The organism is Nonomuraea sp. PA05, from assembly GCF_008086045.1.
GTDB classification, from domain to species: Bacteria; Actinomycetota; Actinomycetes; order Streptosporangiales; family Streptosporangiaceae; genus Nonomuraea; species Nonomuraea monospora.
In genome coordinates, this window is sequence record NZ_VSEY01000005.1 from 131,819 (window position 1) to 147,828 (window position 16,010).

At 70.9% G+C, this 16,010-nt stretch carries 15 protein-coding genes; 4 read left to right on the forward strand and 11 right to left on the reverse strand.

Annotation, left to right across the window (positions count from 1 at the left end):
* The first annotated feature begins 6 nt into the window (after window positions 1-6).
* Both FXF51_RS09765 and FXF51_RS09770 read left to right on the forward strand, forming a co-directional pair.
* Window positions 7-1,539: an MFS transporter gene (locus FXF51_RS09765; RefSeq protein ID WP_187414283.1), complete on the forward strand. Its 1,533-nt coding sequence runs from the start codon at window positions 7-9 to the stop codon at window positions 1,537-1,539.
* 5 nt (window positions 1,540-1,544) lie between these two features.
* Window positions 1,545-2,126, forward strand: coding sequence for a TetR/AcrR family transcriptional regulator (locus FXF51_RS09770; protein ID WP_148433953.1), 582 nt, complete (start codon window positions 1,545-1,547; stop codon window positions 2,124-2,126).
* A 73-nt stretch (window positions 2,127-2,199) separates the two neighbouring features.
* Here the strand turns inward: FXF51_RS09770 and FXF51_RS09775 are convergent, their stop codons facing one another.
* The 5 genes from FXF51_RS09775 to FXF51_RS09790 all read right to left on the reverse strand — a co-directional run bounded on the left by FXF51_RS09775 (window position 2,200) and on the right by FXF51_RS09790 (window position 4,658).
* A complete protein-coding gene (locus FXF51_RS09775; protein WP_148433954.1) occupies window positions 2,200-2,634 on the reverse strand; it encodes a protease inhibitor I42 family protein in 435 nt (144 codons plus the stop codon).
* Window positions 2,635-2,666: 32 nt separating this feature from the next.
* The gene (locus tag FXF51_RS09780) at window positions 2,667-3,269 is read right to left on the reverse strand and encodes a DUF3618 domain-containing protein (protein WP_148433955.1); all 603 of its coding nucleotides are present in this window, start codon (window positions 3,267-3,269) and stop codon (window positions 2,667-2,669) included.
* Window positions 3,266-3,646, reverse strand: a complete 381-nt coding sequence (locus tag FXF51_RS09785) for a phage holin family protein (protein WP_148433956.1) — start codon at window positions 3,644-3,646, stop codon at window positions 3,266-3,268. The genes FXF51_RS09780 and FXF51_RS09785 overlap by 4 nt, the downstream gene beginning before the upstream one ends.
* Window positions 3,647-3,716: 70 nt before the next feature.
* Window positions 3,717-3,890, reverse strand: a complete 174-nt coding sequence (locus FXF51_RS60685; RefSeq protein WP_187414284.1) for a hypothetical protein — start codon at window positions 3,888-3,890, stop codon at window positions 3,717-3,719.
* 18 nt (window positions 3,891-3,908) lie between these two features.
* Window positions 3,909-4,658, reverse strand: a complete 750-nt coding sequence (locus tag FXF51_RS09790; RefSeq protein ID WP_148433957.1) for a methyltransferase domain-containing protein — start codon at window positions 4,656-4,658, stop codon at window positions 3,909-3,911.
* Window positions 4,659-4,739: 81 nt separating this feature from the next.
* On the opposite strand from FXF51_RS09790, the gene FXF51_RS09795 reads away from it, so the two are divergent.
* A complete protein-coding gene (locus FXF51_RS09795) occupies window positions 4,740-8,039 on the forward strand; it encodes a DEAD/DEAH box helicase (RefSeq protein WP_148433958.1) in 3,300 nt (1,099 codons plus the stop codon).
* Window positions 8,039-8,806 carry an SWIM zinc finger family protein gene (locus FXF51_RS09800; protein WP_148433959.1) on the forward strand — a complete coding sequence of 256 codons (768 nt, stop codon included), beginning with the start codon at window positions 8,039-8,041 and terminating at the stop codon, window positions 8,804-8,806. Before FXF51_RS09795 ends, FXF51_RS09800 begins: the two co-directional genes overlap by 1 nt.
* 125 nt (window positions 8,807-8,931) lie before the next feature.
* Here FXF51_RS09800 and FXF51_RS09805 read toward each other — a convergent pair whose 3' ends face one another.
* From FXF51_RS09805 to frdA, 6 genes are all read right to left on the reverse strand, one after another.
* The gene (locus FXF51_RS09805) at window positions 8,932-9,870 is read right to left on the reverse strand and encodes a diacylglycerol/lipid kinase family protein (protein WP_148433960.1); all 939 of its coding nucleotides are present in this window, start codon (window positions 9,868-9,870) and stop codon (window positions 8,932-8,934) included.
* 49 nt (window positions 9,871-9,919) lie between these two features.
* Complete coding sequence (locus FXF51_RS09810) at window positions 9,920-12,664, reverse strand: immune inhibitor A (RefSeq protein WP_262379384.1); 2,745 nt, start codon at window positions 12,662-12,664, stop codon at window positions 9,920-9,922.
* 122 nt (window positions 12,665-12,786) lie between these two features.
* Window positions 12,787-13,128, reverse strand: coding sequence for a fumarate reductase subunit FrdD (frdD, locus tag FXF51_RS09815; RefSeq protein ID WP_148433961.1), 342 nt, complete (start codon window positions 13,126-13,128; stop codon window positions 12,787-12,789).
* Window positions 13,125-13,523 (reverse strand): fumarate reductase subunit C, encoded by a 399-nt coding sequence (locus FXF51_RS09820; RefSeq protein ID WP_148433962.1) that lies wholly within the window; start codon window positions 13,521-13,523, stop codon window positions 13,125-13,127. The genes frdD and FXF51_RS09820 overlap by 4 nt, the downstream gene beginning before the upstream one ends.
* Window positions 13,520-14,281: a succinate dehydrogenase iron-sulfur subunit gene (gene sdhB, locus FXF51_RS09825; RefSeq protein ID WP_262379385.1), complete on the reverse strand. Its 762-nt coding sequence runs from the start codon at window positions 14,279-14,281 to the stop codon at window positions 13,520-13,522. The genes FXF51_RS09820 and sdhB overlap by 4 nt, the downstream gene beginning before the upstream one ends.
* On the reverse strand, window positions 14,274-16,007 hold the full coding sequence (frdA, locus tag FXF51_RS09830) for a fumarate reductase (quinol) flavoprotein subunit (RefSeq protein WP_222871220.1): 1,734 nt from the start codon (window positions 16,005-16,007) through the stop codon (window positions 14,274-14,276). Before frdA ends, sdhB begins: the two co-directional genes overlap by 8 nt.
* Between the last annotated feature and the right edge of the window lie 3 nt (window positions 16,008-16,010).

The window sequence follows — 16,010 nt, forward strand, 5'->3', positions numbered from 1 at the left end:
AGAAACATGGTGTCGCTAACTCAGGGGACGCAGCGGCAGAGCTGGCTTCCCCTCTTCGTCCTGGGCGTCGGCATGTCGATGATCGTCATCGACGCGACGATCGTGAACGTGGCCGTGCCCACGATCATGGCCGACCTCCGGCTCTCGGCCACCGACGTCGAATGGGTCAACTCGATCTACGCCCTCGCCTTCGCCGCCCTGCTCATCCCGCTCGGCCGCACGGGCGACGTGCGCGGCAGGCGCAGGACGTTCAGGATCGGGCTGGTCGTCTTCCTCGCCGCCAGCCTGCTGGCGGCCACCGCCACCAGCGGCGCGCTGCTGATCGGCGCGCGGGTGCTGCAGGGCGTCGGCGCGTCCATGGTGGTGCCGATGACGCTCGCCGTGGTCAACGCCCTCTACACCGGCACCCGCAGGACGGTCGCCTTCGCCGTCTGGGGCTCCATCATCGGCGGCATGGCGGCGCTCGGGCCGCTGCTCGGCGGCTGGGTGGTCAGCGACTTCGGCTGGCGCTGGGCGTTCTGGGTGAACCTGCCCATCGGCCTGCTCGTCCTGCTCGGCACGCTCAAGGTGCCCGAGACGCGCGACCCGCGAGCCGGCGGCGCCGATCTGCCCGGCTTGCTGCTGTCGGTCATCGGGCCGTCGGCGCTGGTGTTCGGGCTGATCGAGGGCCAGACGTACGGCTGGTTCACCGCCGCGGACGGCTCTCTGTCGCCCGTCCCGCTCGCGTTCGCCCTGGCCGCCCTCGCGCTGCCCGCGCTCGTGCTGGCCGAACGGGCCAGGGCGCGGGCGGGCCGGCCGGTGGTGCTCGACCTGTCCCTGTTCGCCCTGCCCTCCTTCCGGTACGGCGGCGCCGCCGCGATGATCGTCATGCTCGGCGAGTTCGGCCTCATCCTGGTGCTGCCGCTGTTCCTGCAGTCGGCCATCGGCTTCAGCGCGTTCCAGACGGGGCTGATCGTGGCCTCGCTCGCCGCCGGCACCTTCCTGGCCGGTGGCGTCGTGCCCCGGCTCTCGCTCGCGCCGCGCGTCATCGTCCGGATCGGGCTGGCCCTGGAGGCCACCGCCGCGCTCGCGATCGGCCTGACCGTCTCCCCCTCGATCGGCCCGTGGTCGCTGGTGCCCTGGCTGGCCCTGTACGGGGTCGGCATCGGCTTCGCCTCCGCCCAGTTGCCGAACGTCATGCTGGCCGGCGTCCCCGCCGGCAAGTCCGGCGCCGCCTCAGGGCTGCAGAGCGCCATCCGCCAGCTCGGCGCCGCGATCGGCATCGCGGTGCTCGGCGCGGTGCTGGTCACGGGGCTCGACTCGGCCATGCACCGCCACCTGCCCGGCCACCCCGAGCTGGCCGCGGCCGTACGCGAGAGCGGCGGCACCGCCATCCCCGCCATCCGCGACCCCGCGTGGCACGCCGCGGCCGTCGCCGCCTCCGCCGACGCCACCCGCCGGGTCACGATCCTGACCGGGCTCGCGCTGCTCGCGGGGGTCGGGGCGACGTTCCTGCTGCCCGATACTGGGAGGAGCCCGAGCCGACGCGAGGAGGAGTGAGTCCGGTGCCGAGGATCACCGCGGCCACGGTGGCCGACCATCGTGCCACCCAGCACGCCGCCCTGCTGTCGGCCGCCATGGAGATCCTGGTGGCCGAGGGCCCGGCGGGCCTCACCCCGGCCGCGGTGGGGGCGCGCGTGGGCCTGGCCCGCTCCAGCGTCTACCGCTACTTCTCCTCCACCGCCGACATCCTGGCCCAGCTCGTGGAGGACGCCATCCCCCGCTGGGCCGACCGGCTCTCCAGCGCGACCGCCGCCGGGCCTGACCTGGAGGCCAAAATCCGCGCGTTCGGGGAGGTCACGCTGTCGTTCGTGACCCACCCCGACTACGCGCTGCTGCGCGCGCTCACCTCCGTGGAGCTGCCCCAGGAGTGCCAGGACCGGCTGGACCAGTTGCACGAGGTGCTGATCGCGCCGCTGCGCGAGGTCGTCGCCGAGGCCGGGCACGAGCAGCCCGACCTCGTCGCGCACCTGGGGTGGGCCATCCTCGGCGAGGCTCAGCGGCGGCTCGCGGCGGGCGCGGACCCCGGGCCCACCGGGCGCACCACGCTCGCGGTGCTCTGCCACGCCCTGCTCACCGGGCGCTGACCACGGCCACGGTTCACGACCGACGGCCACTCACCGGGCGCTGACCACGGCCACGGTCAGGACCGGCAGCCACTCACCGGGCGCTGACCACGGTCACCGCGAAGATCGCCTCGCCGGACTGCCGCCTGCTCTCCTCGGTGCCTGGCGTCTTGGCCTGCCCGCACCGCCAGCAGTCGAACAGCCTGATCTCCGTCGTGCCCGGCTGCTTGCCGTTGAACACGAAGTACGCGGTGCGCCCGGCCCCCGGTTGCTCGCTGCCGCCCTCGTGCTCCTCGCTGATGAACGAGGCCACCTTGGCGTCGGGCACCTCCACCAGGCTCCAGTCGTCGCCCACCGAGGGATTGTCGACGACGGCGAGCGAGAACCGCTGGCCGGAACGCACCTCGACCTGCACGGTCGCGCCCTTCGAGCCCTTGATCACCTTGCCGTAGTCGCTCACGGCCGACCCGCCGCCGCACCCCGCCACCAGGAGGGCGAGCAGGGCTGCGGCACAGGTTCGGCGGATCACTCTGGAAGGTTACCGGGCTCGGGCGTGGCGCTTCACTTCCTGGTGGTCCTGCGGCGTTTCATCATGCGGCGCACCACGAACGCGGTCACCGCGCCGATCGCCACGAACAGCACCACCGGCCGCTTCCTCGCCTCGGCGGCGGCGTCCTTGACCTGGTCGGGCGTGTTCTCGCGGACCTTGTCCGCCACCTCGAAGGCCTTGCCCTTGACGGTGTCGGCCGCGCCGACGGCCCGTTCCTTGGCGACCTCCGCCGCGTGGCCCGCGCGGGCCTTCACATCGGCCTTGGCCGCGAGCTGGCTGACGGTCTCGCCCATCTCTCTCCTGGTCTCCTGGATATCCCTGCGCACTGCGTCCTCTTCCTCCTCTTCGTCGTCCCCGTGTGCCCCGCGCACCGACTCCTCCTCGGTACGCGAATGTTCGGCCGCTTCCGACCGCTCGTCCTCGATGGGGGCCTCGGGGACGAAGGTCTCGTGTTCCTGCCGGGCCACCTCGGCCCGCCGCGCGTTGTCCGCCGCACCGGGCCTGGTGGGAGGGACGTTGATGGATTCGCGCTCCGTCGGCGTGCCCACGGTCGCTCTGCGGGCGCCGACGTCACCGGCGTGCTGCTCACTGTGTCCGGGGTCGGTCTCGCTCATCGCCGTGCCCTCTCCTTGACCATGTCGATGTCCGCCTTCACGCTCGCGATGGTCTCCTCGGGAACCGGCGGCGTGGCCCGCTTGACCTCGTTCTTGCCGAACAGCCCGAGCACGGCGGACGCGATGAACAGCACTCCCGCCACGATGGCGGCGGCCGCCCACCCGGGCAGGACCAAAGCGAGGAGCATGACGACGGCGGCCACCAGAGCGGCGCCGCCGAAGAACGCGGCCATCCCGGCCGCACCGAACAGGCCCGCGCCGAACCCGGCGCGCTTGCCCTTCTCCGTGAGCTCCATCCTGGCCAGCCGAAGCTCGTCCTTCACCAGCCGGGTGACCTGCTCGGAGAGATCGTTGACCAGTTTGTGGGTGTCAGTCACGACGTTCGCCTCCTCCGCTGAGGAAGGCGACTACCCAGACAAACTGCCTTCTATCACTCGCAAAATCCGCCTAGCGGCGCTTGCGCGCGGCGGTCTTCAGGAGGAACCCGAGGACGGAAACCACCGGGTCCTTCTGGACCTCGCACCAGTTGTCGGGCTGCTTCGGCTTGCTCCACGGGGAGGGGAGCTCGCACGAGGGAGCCTGCGGCTTCGGCCGCTCACACCACGATCCTGGACGCTCCATACCTTCGATCCTACGTCCTCAAGCACCGGCCTGACAGATGAGATGCGTGAGAGCGGCCACCGCGCGATACGGGTCGGTCCGGCCGGCCCGCTCCTCAGCCGCCAGCAACTCGTCCAGATCCTCCGGCACCGGCGCCCCATCGGCAGCCACATCCGTGAACACCCGCACCCCGTACCACTGCCGCACCGCCAGCCCCTCCCCCGCCAGCCGCCGCGTCAGCTCCTCCCGCCGGTCGGCCCTGGCCCGCACCCCGATCCTGTTGGCATAGGACACCACGTCGAAGGCGCGCAACGCCCCACCCCAATCACCCTGCAGCCCGGCCCGCATCGCCAGCGCGTCCCCATTGCGCACCAGCAACGACAGCACACCACCGGGAGCCAGCATCCCCGCCATCCCGGCCAGCAGCGGCCCCGGATCGTCGAAGTACATCAGCACGCCATGACAGAGCACCGCGTGGAACCCGCCCGGCTCGAACAACTCCCCCAGCCGCTCCGCCCCCGCCTGCACGGTCCTGACCCGCATGCCGGGCTGGACCCCGGCCTCCAGGACGTCGAGCAGCTCGCGGGAGGCGTCCAGGGCGGTCACGTGGTGGCCCCTGGCCGCCATCCTGAGGGCCTGCGTGCCCTGGCCGGAGCCCACATCGAGGATGCGGCAGGGGGTGGCGGGGAGGTGCTCGGTGAGCTGGCGGGTGACCAGCTCCTGGCGTACGACGTCGCGCAGCGAGCCGAGACCGGCGCGCCACCTGCCCTCGGCCCCCGAGAAAGTCATGCTCACGACGATAGCCGCCGGTTGTCCACAGGCTCCTCGTGGCCTGCTCCGGTCTTTCGCGAGTGCGGGTAACCTGCCGGGGTGCTGGTACATGGGGTTTGGACTGCGGAGGGGCTCGCCTTCTGGGCCGAGACCACCCCTCCCGCCCCCTCACCCGCCTCGGGCCGCGTTCGGCCGGGCGGCACCGGGCGTGCTGGTTCCGGCGCTGCGGCACACCCGCACCCCTTCGCCGCCCCCGCCACCGCCGTCGCCGCCGCGCTCGCCCTCGACACGCCGCCCGCCCCGCCACCGCTCGCCCCGCCACCGCTCGCGCCGAACGACCCGCTGGACGGCCCGCTGGACGGCCCGCCACCGCCTGCGCCGGGCGTCACGCCAGGGCATGCCGGACGCGCCGCCGAGCCGCGCTTCGCAACCCGCGCTCCTGAGCCGCCCGACGCAGCGCACGCCCTCGCCGCCCCCGACGCAGCCCACGCCCTCGCCGCCCCCGACGCAGCCCACACCCTCGCAGCGCACGCCGAGCCAAGCCACACCGAGCGCGCCGCCGAGCCAAGCCTCACCGGGCGAGCCCCTGAGACGCGCCTGCTGGAGCTGCTCCTGCCCGGCTCGGCCCGCGAGCCGCTGCCGTCCCCCGAGACCGGCCGCATGGCGGACGTCGCGCGCCCGCGCCTGCGCCTGTGGCAGGTGCCGGCCGTCATCCCCCCCACCCCCGCCACCCTGCGCGTCCTCACCGACCACGCCGCCACCGCGACGACACGTCACTGGGCCGCCGTGGCCGCCTTCGCCCACGACCTGGTACGCCGGGGCCGCGTGATCCCCCAGCTCGTCCTGAACCCCGCACCGGCCCCCACCACCTCAGCCAACGCCCACCCCGACCCCACGGCCATGTGGGCGCCTCCCGCGAACAACGCCAGGGCCGTCTGGCGCCCGGTCCTGACCGGCGCGGACGCCGCCTACTTCCGCGACCTGGCCCTGGCGATGCCCCCCGCCTGCCGCACCTCCTCCGCCGAACGCCCCTCCGCCGACGTCCAGCGCGAGGCGCTCGAAGAGTTCACCGACGCCCTCGTCCGCCGCGCCCTCACCACCCCCCTCCTCACCAGACCGCCGAGAACTCCCCAGGACCACTGGCTGGCCGCGCTGAGCGGCGACGCGACGACGACGTCCTGCCCCGACGTCCCGGACCTCCGCCGCGAGCTGGAGCGATGGCACGAGGCGGTGGCCACGTCCGAGGGCGCGACACGGCTGTGCTTCCGCCTGCTGGAGCCGTCCGACGATGACGACTGGCGGGTGGAGCTGGCGCTGCAGGCGGCCGACGACCCGAGCCTGTACGTCCCGGCCGAGCAGGTGTGGGGCGGGGTGACGGGCCTGCCGGGCAAGCCGGAGCGGGAGCTGCTGACCGGCCTGGGCCGGGCGGTGCGGCTGTATCCGGAGCTGGACAGGGCGCTGCGCGTGCCGGAGCCGAGCGAGCTGGCGCTGGACACGGCGGGCGCGTTCGGGTTCCTGCGGCGGGCCGCGCCGCTGTTGCAGGCGGCCGGGTTCGGGGTGCAGTTGCCGCGCTGGGCGGGCCGTACCCGGCTGGGGCTGAAGCTGACGACCCGCACCACGAAGCGGCAGTCGGCGGCGGCGAGCCAGGGTTTCGGCATGCGGGAGCTGGTGGACTTCCGGGTGGACCTGGCGGTGGGCGACGAGACGATCAGTGAGGCGGAGCTGGCCGAGCTGGCCCGGCTGAAGGTGCCGCTGGTCAGGGTGCGCGGCCAGTGGGTGGAGCTGGACGACAGGCAGCTCAAGGCGGCGCTGCGGGCGGTGGAGGGCAGCCGCGCGGGCCAGGCGGACGCCGCCGAGATCCTGCGGCGGGTGGTGGGGAGCGACGACGAGGTGCTGCCGCTGCTGGAGGTCGACGCCGACGGGGTGCTGGGCGACCTGCTGTCGGGGCAGGCCGAGCGGCGGCTCGCCCCGCTGGCCACCCCGCCCGGCCTGGACGCGACGCTCCGGCCGTACCAGGAGCGGGGGCTGGCTTGGCTGAGCTTCCTGTCGGAGCTGGGGCTGGGCGGGGTGCTGGCCGACGACATGGGGCTGGGCAAGACGATCACCACGCTGGCCCTGCTGGTACACGAACGCGCCGACGCCCCCACGTTGCTGGTGTGCCCGATGTCGCTGATCGGGAACTGGCAGCGCGAGGCCGCCAGGTTCGCGCCGGGCCTGCGCGTGTACGTGCACCACGGCTCCGGACGCGACGCCGCCGAGATCGCAAGCGCCGACCTGGTGATCACCACGTACGGCACCGCCGCCCGCGACTTGGAGACGCTCAAGGAGCACCCTTGGCGCAGGGTCGTCTGCGACGAGGCCCAGGCGATCAAGAACAGCGGCACGTTGCAGGCCCAGGCCGTGAGGTCCATCCCCACGGGCACCAGGCTGGCGCTGACGGGCACCCCGGTGGAGAACCACCTGGCCGAGCTCTGGTCGATCATGGAGTTCGCCAACCCGGGGATGCTCGGGCCGCGTTCCCGCTTCAGGACGCGCTTCCAGGAGCCGATCGAGGCCAGGCAGGACGAGCAGGCGGCCAGTGCGCTCAAGCGGGCGACGGGCCCGTTCATCCTGCGCCGCCTCAAGACCGACAAGTCGATCATCTCGGACCTGCCGGAGAAGCTGGAGGTCAAGGAGTGGTGCCCGCTCACGACCGAGCAGGCCTCGCTCTACCAGGCGGTCGTGGACGACATGCTGGCCAAGATCGACAGCAGTGAGGGCATCGAGCGGCGCGGCCTGGTGCTGGCGGCCATGGCCAAGCTCAAGCAGGTCTGCAACCACCCGGCACACCTGCTGAAGGACGGCTCCCGGCTGGCCGGCAGGTCGGGCAAGCTGACCCGGCTGGAGCAGCTCGCGGAGGAGATCCTGGCGGAGGGCGAGAAGGCGCTGCTGTTCACGCAGTACGCGGAGTTCGGCGCGATGCTCCAGCCGTATCTCGCCCAGCGCCTGGACCGCCCGGTCCTGTGGTTGCACGGCGGGCTGCCGAAGAAGACCCGCGACCGGCTGGTGGATCGGTTCCAGCACGATGAGGAGCCGACGTTGTTCGTGCTCTCGCTGAAGGCCGCCGGCGTGGGGCTGAATCTGACCGCCGCCAACCATGTGATCCACGTGGACCGCTGGTGGAACCCGGCGGTCGAGGATCAGGCGACCGATCGGGCGTTCCGGATCGGGCAGCGGAAGAACGTGCAGGTGCGCAAGCTGATCTGCGCCGGCACGCTGGAGGAGCGCGTGGATCAGATGATCGAGCGCAAGAAGGCGCTGGCGGAGCGGGTGGTGGGCACGGGCGAGGAGTGGCTGACCGACCTGTCCACGGAGGAGCTGCGCGAGGTGTTCAGGCTGACCACCGAGGGGGTGGGGTGATGGCCTGGTTCGAGGCGGGCAAGCCGATCAAGGTCGAAGGCGGCATCAAGGCCAGGTCGCAGCGCGGCAGCATCGGCTCGGCCTGGTGGTCGCGCCGTTTCATCGACATCCTGGAGCGCGTCTGCGACAAGGGCCGTCTCTCGCGCGGCCGCGCCTACGCCCGCAAGGGTCAGGTGCTGTCCATCGACCTGTCCGCGGGCGAGGTGGTGGCGGCCGTGCAGGGTTCGCGGCCCGCACCGTACGAGGTCGTGATCAGGATCGAGGCGTTCAGCGGCGAGCGGTGGGAGGCCATCGAGGAGTCGATCGCGGCGCAGGCCGTCTACCGGGCCAGGCTGCTGGCGGGCGAGATGCCGGTCGAGATCGAGGAGTTGTTCGCCGCGATGGGCCTGGACCTGTTCCCGCGCGATCTCGACATGGACTGCTCGTGCCCCGACTGGGGCTTCCCGTGCAAGCACCTGTCGGCGGTGCTCTATCTGCTGGCCGAGTCGTTCGACGACGATCCGTTCCTGGTGCTGGCCTGGCGCGGGCGTACGAGGGAGCAGTTGCTGGGCTCGCTGGCCGAGGAGCCCGCGCCGGACCCGTTGCGGGTGGCGGATGTGCCGTTCGCGGACCGGCTGGCCGACTTCTACGCGCCGGGGGCCACGGCGCACCGGCCGGAGCGGCGTCCGGCCGCCGCCGCGCCCGATCTGCTGCTGCGGGTGTTCCCGCCGCCCGGCGATCTGGAGCGTGCGCTCGCCCCGGCGTACGAGAAGCTTGGGGACGCCTGACGCAAGCCCCCTTCGCACTCTGCCTGCCCGTGACGTACGGCGATCGCTCGGTTACTTTGAGTAGAAGAAGCCGCGACTAGGGAAAGGGCGAGAACATGGGATTCTCCTGGACCTGAGCCGCTGACTCAGCGGTCCTCGAAGGCGGCGGGCACCATGACGCGCACTCCGTTCGGGACCACGCGAAGCCTGATCGGAGTGCGCAGCCGCACCTCGCCGTCCACGTCGGCGGCCATCGGCGGGTCGGTCTCCAGCAGCATCTCCCTGCCGACCACGAACGGCCCGCCCGCCAGGCTGCGCCAGCGGCCCGTCGTCGCCCGCAGCAGGGTCTCGCCGAGCAGCCGCAGCTTCTTGCCCGAGCCGAGCTGGTAGGCGACCAGCATGCCGTTGTCGATGCTGATGTCCCTGGCCACCTGCCAGCCGCCGTGGAAGCGGCCGTTGGCGATGTTGAGCTGGTGGGTGAGCAGCTCGTGGCGCTGCCCCTCGACGGTGATGTACGCGCGGAACGCCCGGTGGCCGGGCAGGATGGTCAGCGCGGTGAGCGGGTAGGCGGGGCGGCCCACGATGCGCTTGAGCCACGGCTTGACCTTGCCCGCCACCTCGACGGAGACGCCGAAGCTGGCCAGGTTGGCGAACGGCCGGTCGTCGGCCATGCCGAGGTCGATGTCGGCCACCTTGCCGGTGGCGAACACCCTGATCGCCCCCGCCAGGTCGAGCGGCAGGCCGAGGCTGCGCGCGAAGTTGTTGGTGGTGCCGAGCGGCAGCACGCCGAGCGCCACGTCGCGGTGGGCGACGTGGCGCACGGCCGTGGACAGGGTGCCGTCGCCACCACCGACGATGAGCAGGTCGGGGTCGGTGGCGAGGGCGGTGTCGAGCAGGTCGCGCAGCTTCTTGGTGTTGTAGACCGACAGCTCCGCCAGCGGCTCGAAGCCGAGGTTGTGGATCTGCTCGATCACCTCGAAGTAGTGACGGCGGCCACGGCGCGAGCGAGTGTTCACCACCACCGCCACCCGGCGATCCCGCCGGATCGCCTCGGTGTGCTCATCCTTGGTGCGCAGTTCGCTCATGGTCATCAATGTTAGGGGGCCACGGAGTTACCGGTGGCCCCCTGATTCATTACTTCTTCGGGGGAACCACGTGAACGATCGCGCCCAGGTTCCCGGGCAGCGGGCTCACCAGCTTGAACTGCACACCCAGCGCCTTGCCCTCGTCACCGGGGTTGCCGGTGCCGAGGACGGAGCCGGCGGCCACCTGGCCGTACAGCTCGGTGGCCGGGGTGCCGTCCTGGTGCACCACGCGGGTGGTGTACGCCTGGTCGCCCTTGGACGGAACGACCACGGAGGCGTCGGAGTCGCGGAAGTACAGCCCGCCGTTGATCACCTCAAGACCCGGGTACCAGGTCTTGGCGTCGGTGAAGGTGGACACGCCCTTCTGCGCGGGGAAGTCCGTGCAGTACTCGCTGTACGGCTCGTCCGCCGCCTCCAGGCACTCCTTGAACGGGTACGTCTTGCCGAACCCGAACGCGGCATTGGAGGTCTGCACCCGTCCTTGCAGGTTCTTCTGCAGCGTCGGGTCCTTCTCGGCCGCGACGCCGGTCCGGCGGAGCGGCTCGAAGTGGGAGTCCACGACGAGCAGGCTGCCCTTCGGGCCGAGGCTCGGCGGCTGCCTGAGGGTGTCGGCGACGTTGTTGTTGATGTACGTCGAGTCGCGGTACCAGACGAGCAGGCCCGGCGCGTTGTACTTCACCTTCTGCACCTTCCACGCCCCTTCACGGAGGTAGTCGGTGTCGTAGGTGTACTGCAGGCCCTTGTCGAAGCCGTCGAAGTTGCGCCACTCGGCGAGGTAGAAGCGCTCGATCTCGCGCTCGCCGTTGTTGCGGGTCCAGCCGGTGCCGCTGGTGTTGGTGAACGTGCCGTGCAGGGGCTTCCAGCCCGTGTCGGTCTCGACGTCGTCGCTCCACACGGCGGCGCCGCCGTTGGTGAGCTCGAAGTCGTCCACGTGCCAGCCGCGCATCTGGTAGGCGGCGTCGGTGTTGTACGTGAGCCGCAGCTTGATCGTCTGACCGGCGAACGGCGTCAGGTTGACGTAGTCGTGCCGCCAGGCGCCGCCGGTGTCACCGGTGAGGCCGTACTTCTTGTTGCCGAAGGTCTTGAGGTTCTTGTACGGGTCCGGATAGTCGTCCGGCGTCGTGACCTCGTTGCCGGCCTCGTCGTAGACCTTCTGCTGGGTCCACGTCTCGCCGCCGTCGGTGGAGACCTCGACGAAGCCGAAGTCCCAGTCCTGCTCGATCTCGTAGTTGTTCCACATCCACAGCTTGAGATCGGTGCCGGCGGGGACGGGCAGGTCGCGCTGGAGGCTGAGGTTGGCCCAGTCCTGGTCGAGGCCGCTCCACCAGGCGTTGGAGCCGCTGTGCACGTCGATCATCTTGAGCGGCGTGGAGGCCAGGTTGACGCGGATGCCGTCCTGGGTGAGCCTGGGCGTGCGCGAGGACTGGCCGACGGTGACGAGCTTGGCGGCGTCACCGGGGTTGAACGTCTTCGGGTTCGCCCAGCCGAGCACCCACTTGTCCCACAGGCCCATGTGGCTCGGCATCGACTGGAAGATCGGGCCGGAGTGGGAGCCGCTGGACATGAGGTCCCAGAAGTCCACGGCGGAGCTGGCCGCGCCCGAGGTGTCGTACAGGTCGGGCAGGCCGAGGTCGTGGCCGTACTCGTGGGCGAAGACGCCGACGCCGGAGTCCTCGGGCTGCACGATGTAGTTGGAGATCTTGACGTCGGTGCCGGGCACCTTGTAGCCGCCGGCCACCGCGCTGGAGTGGGCCCAGATCGCGTACGTGCCCTGGGCGCCGCCGTCGGAGGACTTGTCCTTGCCGGCGTGCACGAGCACGAGGTGGTCGATCACGCCGTCGGGCTCGGCGAAGTTGCCGTCACCGTCGGCGTCGGAGATGTCCTCGACGTCGTAGTCGGCCCACGGGAAGCCGGGCTGGGCCTGGGCCAGCGCGTTCACCGTGTCGATGGGGAGCTGCTGGGCGCCGAGCGGGTTGTCCGGGTGGCCGGACATGTCCTGGGGCGCGTTGCCGCAGGCGGCGGCGCCGTACCAGGCCTCGGAGTGCGGCACCTTGATCCAGCCGACGGCCGAGCCGGTGACGGAGTAGGCGCCCTTGGACATCTCCTCGTACATCTTCTTCATCGTGAAGCCGGAGATGTCGATGCCGGGCTTGCCGTCGCGCGGGTCCTTCAGGTCCGGGCGCACGCGCTCGGTGATGCCCTTGTCGGTGTAGAGCATCTTGTTGAAGTGCTCGGTGCTGAAGTCCTTGACCCAGAAGGAGTTGTTGTCCTTGTGCGGCAGCGTGGCCGGGTCGGGGATCTGGTTGTGCAGCGGGCCGTTCTGCAGCGTGCCCGGCGGCTCGACGACGCAGTCGTCGGGGGCGCTCTGGGTGCTGCGCAGCCGGTTGTAGCCGGAGAAGTCGTCGTTGGCCTGCTCGTTGAACTCGACGAGGACCGTCAGCAGTTTGGCGGTCTTGGCCTGCTTGGTGTTCTTGAAGATCCATTCAGCGGGGTTGCGGCCGGTCTTGATGGCCTGCTCCTCGCGGGCGGCGAGGATGCGGCCGGTGACCGGGTTGCCGCTGTTGAACTTCCTGTCGAACTTCTGCGCGGGCGTCAGCGAGCGGGCCCTCGCGTTGTCGACCGCGGGCTCCTCGGTGTCCTGGGGGACCGCCGGCGGAGCGTAGTTGATGTAGTAGTCCGAGGCCCCGGGCTGGTAGCTCGCGACGGACGTCGCGGCGGCCGGCGGCGCGGACAGGGCGGCGCCGAGGAGGGCGACCGCCGGGAACGTTGCTAACAGGCGCTTAGTACGTGGCACCAGGAACCCTCTCTGCCCGGGATCGCCGGGCGCATGGCCATAGGGTGTGCAATGCCGGACGCTAAGGGGTGCGTCAACCCAACGTAAAGTACGTTGTTGAAACGTGATCAAACTACGACATTTCAGAACATCAACATCACCGCGAGAACCCCGCCCGTTATCGCCCCGCCGTAACACAACAGCGCGATGAGCAGGTCGAACCTGGCGATGCCGAGCAGTTCCTCACTGGTGTGACGGATGCGGTGCGCGGCGTGGAAGAGACAGAGCACCACCACCACGACCAGCGCCAGCCTGACCAGCACGTTGCCCAGCAGCCCGCGCAGGTGCTCCGCGGTCGGCCAGTCCACCACCCCGAGCGGCATGAGCACCCCGAACAGCAGCACCAGCACCGGCAGCACGAGCGCCGCCACCACTCCCCCGCCGCTGAACAGCAGCCACAGGTACGGCTCCAGCGTCCGCCTCATCGGAACCCCCTCAGCACGAAGAACGTGATGACCAGGGACACGGCCAGCCACAACGAGTGGTTGCCGCCCTGGATCATCCACGCGGGCAGCCGGTAACCGTCGAGCCGCACCACGGTGGCCTTCGGCGCGAGGTTCAGGAACGTGACCGCGTGGAAGGCGGTCGCGGCCAGGGCCAGCACGTTGAGCGCGATCATCCAGGGCCGCGCCGCCAGCGCCGCGAAGGCGGCCGGCGAGCCGTCGAGCACCGCGGCGATCAGCATCAGCAGGAAGGCGATCGACCAGGCCACGAAGACGCTGGTCAGCTCGCGCAGCACGAAGATCGTGTAGTTGCGGGTGCGGGCGAACCACAGGTTGTCGCGCCGCGGCCGGTAGACCGGAGTGACCTCGTTCTTCATCGCCTGCTCCACGGCAGCACCGAACGCACAGCGGCGGTCAGCTTGTAGCGCTGGATGGCCTCGGCCGGATCCACGTGCTTCGGGCACACCTTCGTGCACTCGCCGACGAACGTGCACCCCCACACCGCGTCGTCCTGGTTCAGCACGTCGAACCGGTCGCCCATGTCACGCGAGTCCAGGTTGTAGCGCTGCGCCAGCGCGATGGCGGCCGGGCCGAGGAAGTCGGGGTCGAGCACGTACACCGGGCAGGCCGAGTAGCACAGCAGGCAGTTGATGCACATGCTGTACTGCTTGTACGCCTCCAGTTGCTCGGGCGTCTGGGCGTACTCGGTGGTCAGCGGCAGGTCCTCGCCCTCCCTGATCAGCCACGGCCGCACGGACGACAGCTTGGCCAGGAAGTCCTCGATGTCCACCACCAGGTCCCTGATCACCGGGAACCCCTTCAGCGGCTCGATCCTGACCGGCCCCTCGCCGTACTCGGTGAGGAAGGTGCCGCAGGTCAGCCGTGCCTCGCCGTTCACCGTCATGCCGCACGAGCCGCACACGCCCATCCGGCACGACCAGCGGTAGGACAGGCTGCCGTCGAGCTGGTCCTTGATGTGGTTGAGGCCGTCGAGCACGGCCCAGTCGCTCATCAGCGGCACGTCGTAGCCCTGGAACACCGGCTCGGCGTCCTGCCCCGGCCGGTACCTCGCCACTTCCATCCGGATCGTCCGCGTGGCCGCCTCCTGCCGTACCGATGGCGTGGTGTCAGTCACGGCCGTAGACCCTTTCTCCCGGAGGCCAGCGGGTGATCGTCACGGGCAGCAGGCCGACCGACGGCGTGCCGTCCGGCGCGCGGTGCACCAGCGAGTGCGCCAGGAACGCCTCGTCGTCCCTGGCGGAGAAGTCGGTGCGCTGGTGCGCGCCGCGCGACTCCTGCCTGTTCAGCGCGCAGGCGACGATCGTCTGCGCGAGCTCCAGCATGCTGTGCAGCTCGTGAAGGCTGATCAGCTCGGTGTTGAAGGCGGTGCTGCCGTCCTCGACGCGCGCCTCCGCGGCCCGCTCGCGCAGGTCCGCCAGCGTGTCCACGGCCTTGGCCAGCTCGTCGCCCGTGCGGTAGATGCCGGCCGCCCCTTCGAGGGTGTGCTGCATCTGCTCGCGCAGGTCGGCGATCCGCTCGCCGTTCCCGCCGCTGTCCCGCCCGCGCTCCAGACGCCGCCGCTCGTCACCCCCCTGACTCCGTACGGCCGGCGGCTCGCCCTCGCGGTGCTCCTTCGCGAACGAGGCCGCCGCGAGACCCGCCCGGCGGCCGAACACCAGGATCTCGGGCAGCGAGTTGGAGCCCAGCCGGTTGGCCCCGTTGATGCTCACGCAGGCCGTCTCCCCCGCCGCGAACAGTCCCGCGATCGGGGTGGCGCCGTCGAGGTCGGTGTGGACGCCGCCCATCATGTAGTGCACGACCGGGCGTACCGGGATGAGGTCGGTGGCCGGGTCGAGGTTCTGGTAGCTGCGGCACAGCTCGCGCACGAACGGGATGCGCGCGTCGATCTTGCCCTCGCCCAGGTGGCGCAGGTCCAGGTAGACGACGGGCCCGTACGGGGTGTCCACGGTGCGGCCCTTGTGCTGCTCGTGCACGAACGCCTGCGACAGCCGGTCGCGCGGGCCCAGCTCCATGCTGCGCAGCTTCGGGGCGGGCGTAGGCTTGCCCAGGTCGTAGTCCTGTAAGTAGCGGTAGCCGTCCTTGTTGATCAGCCAGCCGCCCTCCGCCCTGGCCGCCTCGGTGATGAGGATGCCGGTGAACGGCAGGCCGGTGGGGTGGTACTGGACGAACTCCATGTCCTTCAGCGGCGCGCCCTCCCGGTAGGCCAGCGCCATGCCGTCGCCGGTCTTGATGGCGGCGTTGGTGGTGAAGGGGAAGACCTTGCCGCAGCCGCCGGTGGCCAGGATGACGGTCCTGGCGGGGATGGTCTCGATGCGGCCGGTGCGCAGCTCCACGGCCACGACGCCGTGGACGCGGCCGTCGTCCACGACGAGCTTGGTGACGTACCACTCGTCGTACCTGATGATGTCCTGATATTTCAGTGTCGTCTGGAAGAGCGTGTGCAGCAGGTGGAAGCCGGTCTTGTCGGCCGCGTACCAGGTGCGCATCTTCTTCATCCCGCCGAACGGCCGCACCGCCACGCGGCCGTCGCTCTCGCGGCTCCAGGGGCAGCCCCAGTGTTCGAGCTGGATCAGCTCCCTGGGCGCCTCGGCCACGAACGCCTCCACCGCGTCCTGGTCGCACAGCCAGTCGCCGCCGGAGATCGTGTCGTAGCAGTGCTCGTCGAGCGTGTCACCGGCGCCGATCACCGCGGCGGCGCCGCCCTCGGCGGAGACGGTGTGGCTGCGCATCGGATAGACCTTCGACACGACCGCCACCTTCAGCGAAGGATCCGTCTCGGCGACCGCGACGGCCGCCCGCAATCCGGCTCCGCCTCCCCCGACGATGAGCACATCGATCATTGA

Excerpts from the sequence above, each read along its gene's own strand:
- frdA (WP_222871220.1), bottom strand. The coding sequence starts at position 16,007 with ATGATCGATGTGCTCATCGTCGGGGGAGGCGGAGCCGGATTGCGGGCG.
- frdD (WP_148433961.1), bottom strand. The coding sequence starts at position 13,128 with ATGAGGCGGACGCTGGAGCCGTACCTGTGGCTGCTGTTCAGCGGCGGG.
- FXF51_RS09805 (WP_148433960.1), bottom strand. The coding sequence starts at position 9,870 with ATGAGCGAACTGCGCACCAAGGATGAGCACACCGAGGCGATCCGGCGG.
- FXF51_RS09765 (WP_187414283.1), top strand. The coding sequence starts at position 7 with ATGGTGTCGCTAACTCAGGGGACGCAGCGGCAGAGCTGGCTTCCCCTC.
- FXF51_RS09820 (WP_148433962.1), bottom strand. The coding sequence starts at position 13,523 with ATGAAGAACGAGGTCACTCCGGTCTACCGGCCGCGGCGCGACAACCTG.
- FXF51_RS09800 (WP_148433959.1), top strand. The coding sequence starts at position 8,039 with ATGGCCTGGTTCGAGGCGGGCAAGCCGATCAAGGTCGAAGGCGGCATC.
- FXF51_RS60685 (WP_187414284.1), bottom strand. The coding sequence starts at position 3,890 with ATGGAGCGTCCAGGATCGTGGTGTGAGCGGCCGAAGCCGCAGGCTCCC.
- FXF51_RS09790 (WP_148433957.1), bottom strand. The coding sequence starts at position 4,658 with ATGACTTTCTCGGGGGCCGAGGGCAGGTGGCGCGCCGGTCTCGGCTCG.
- FXF51_RS09780 (WP_148433955.1), bottom strand. The coding sequence starts at position 3,269 with ATGAGCGAGACCGACCCCGGACACAGTGAGCAGCACGCCGGTGACGTC.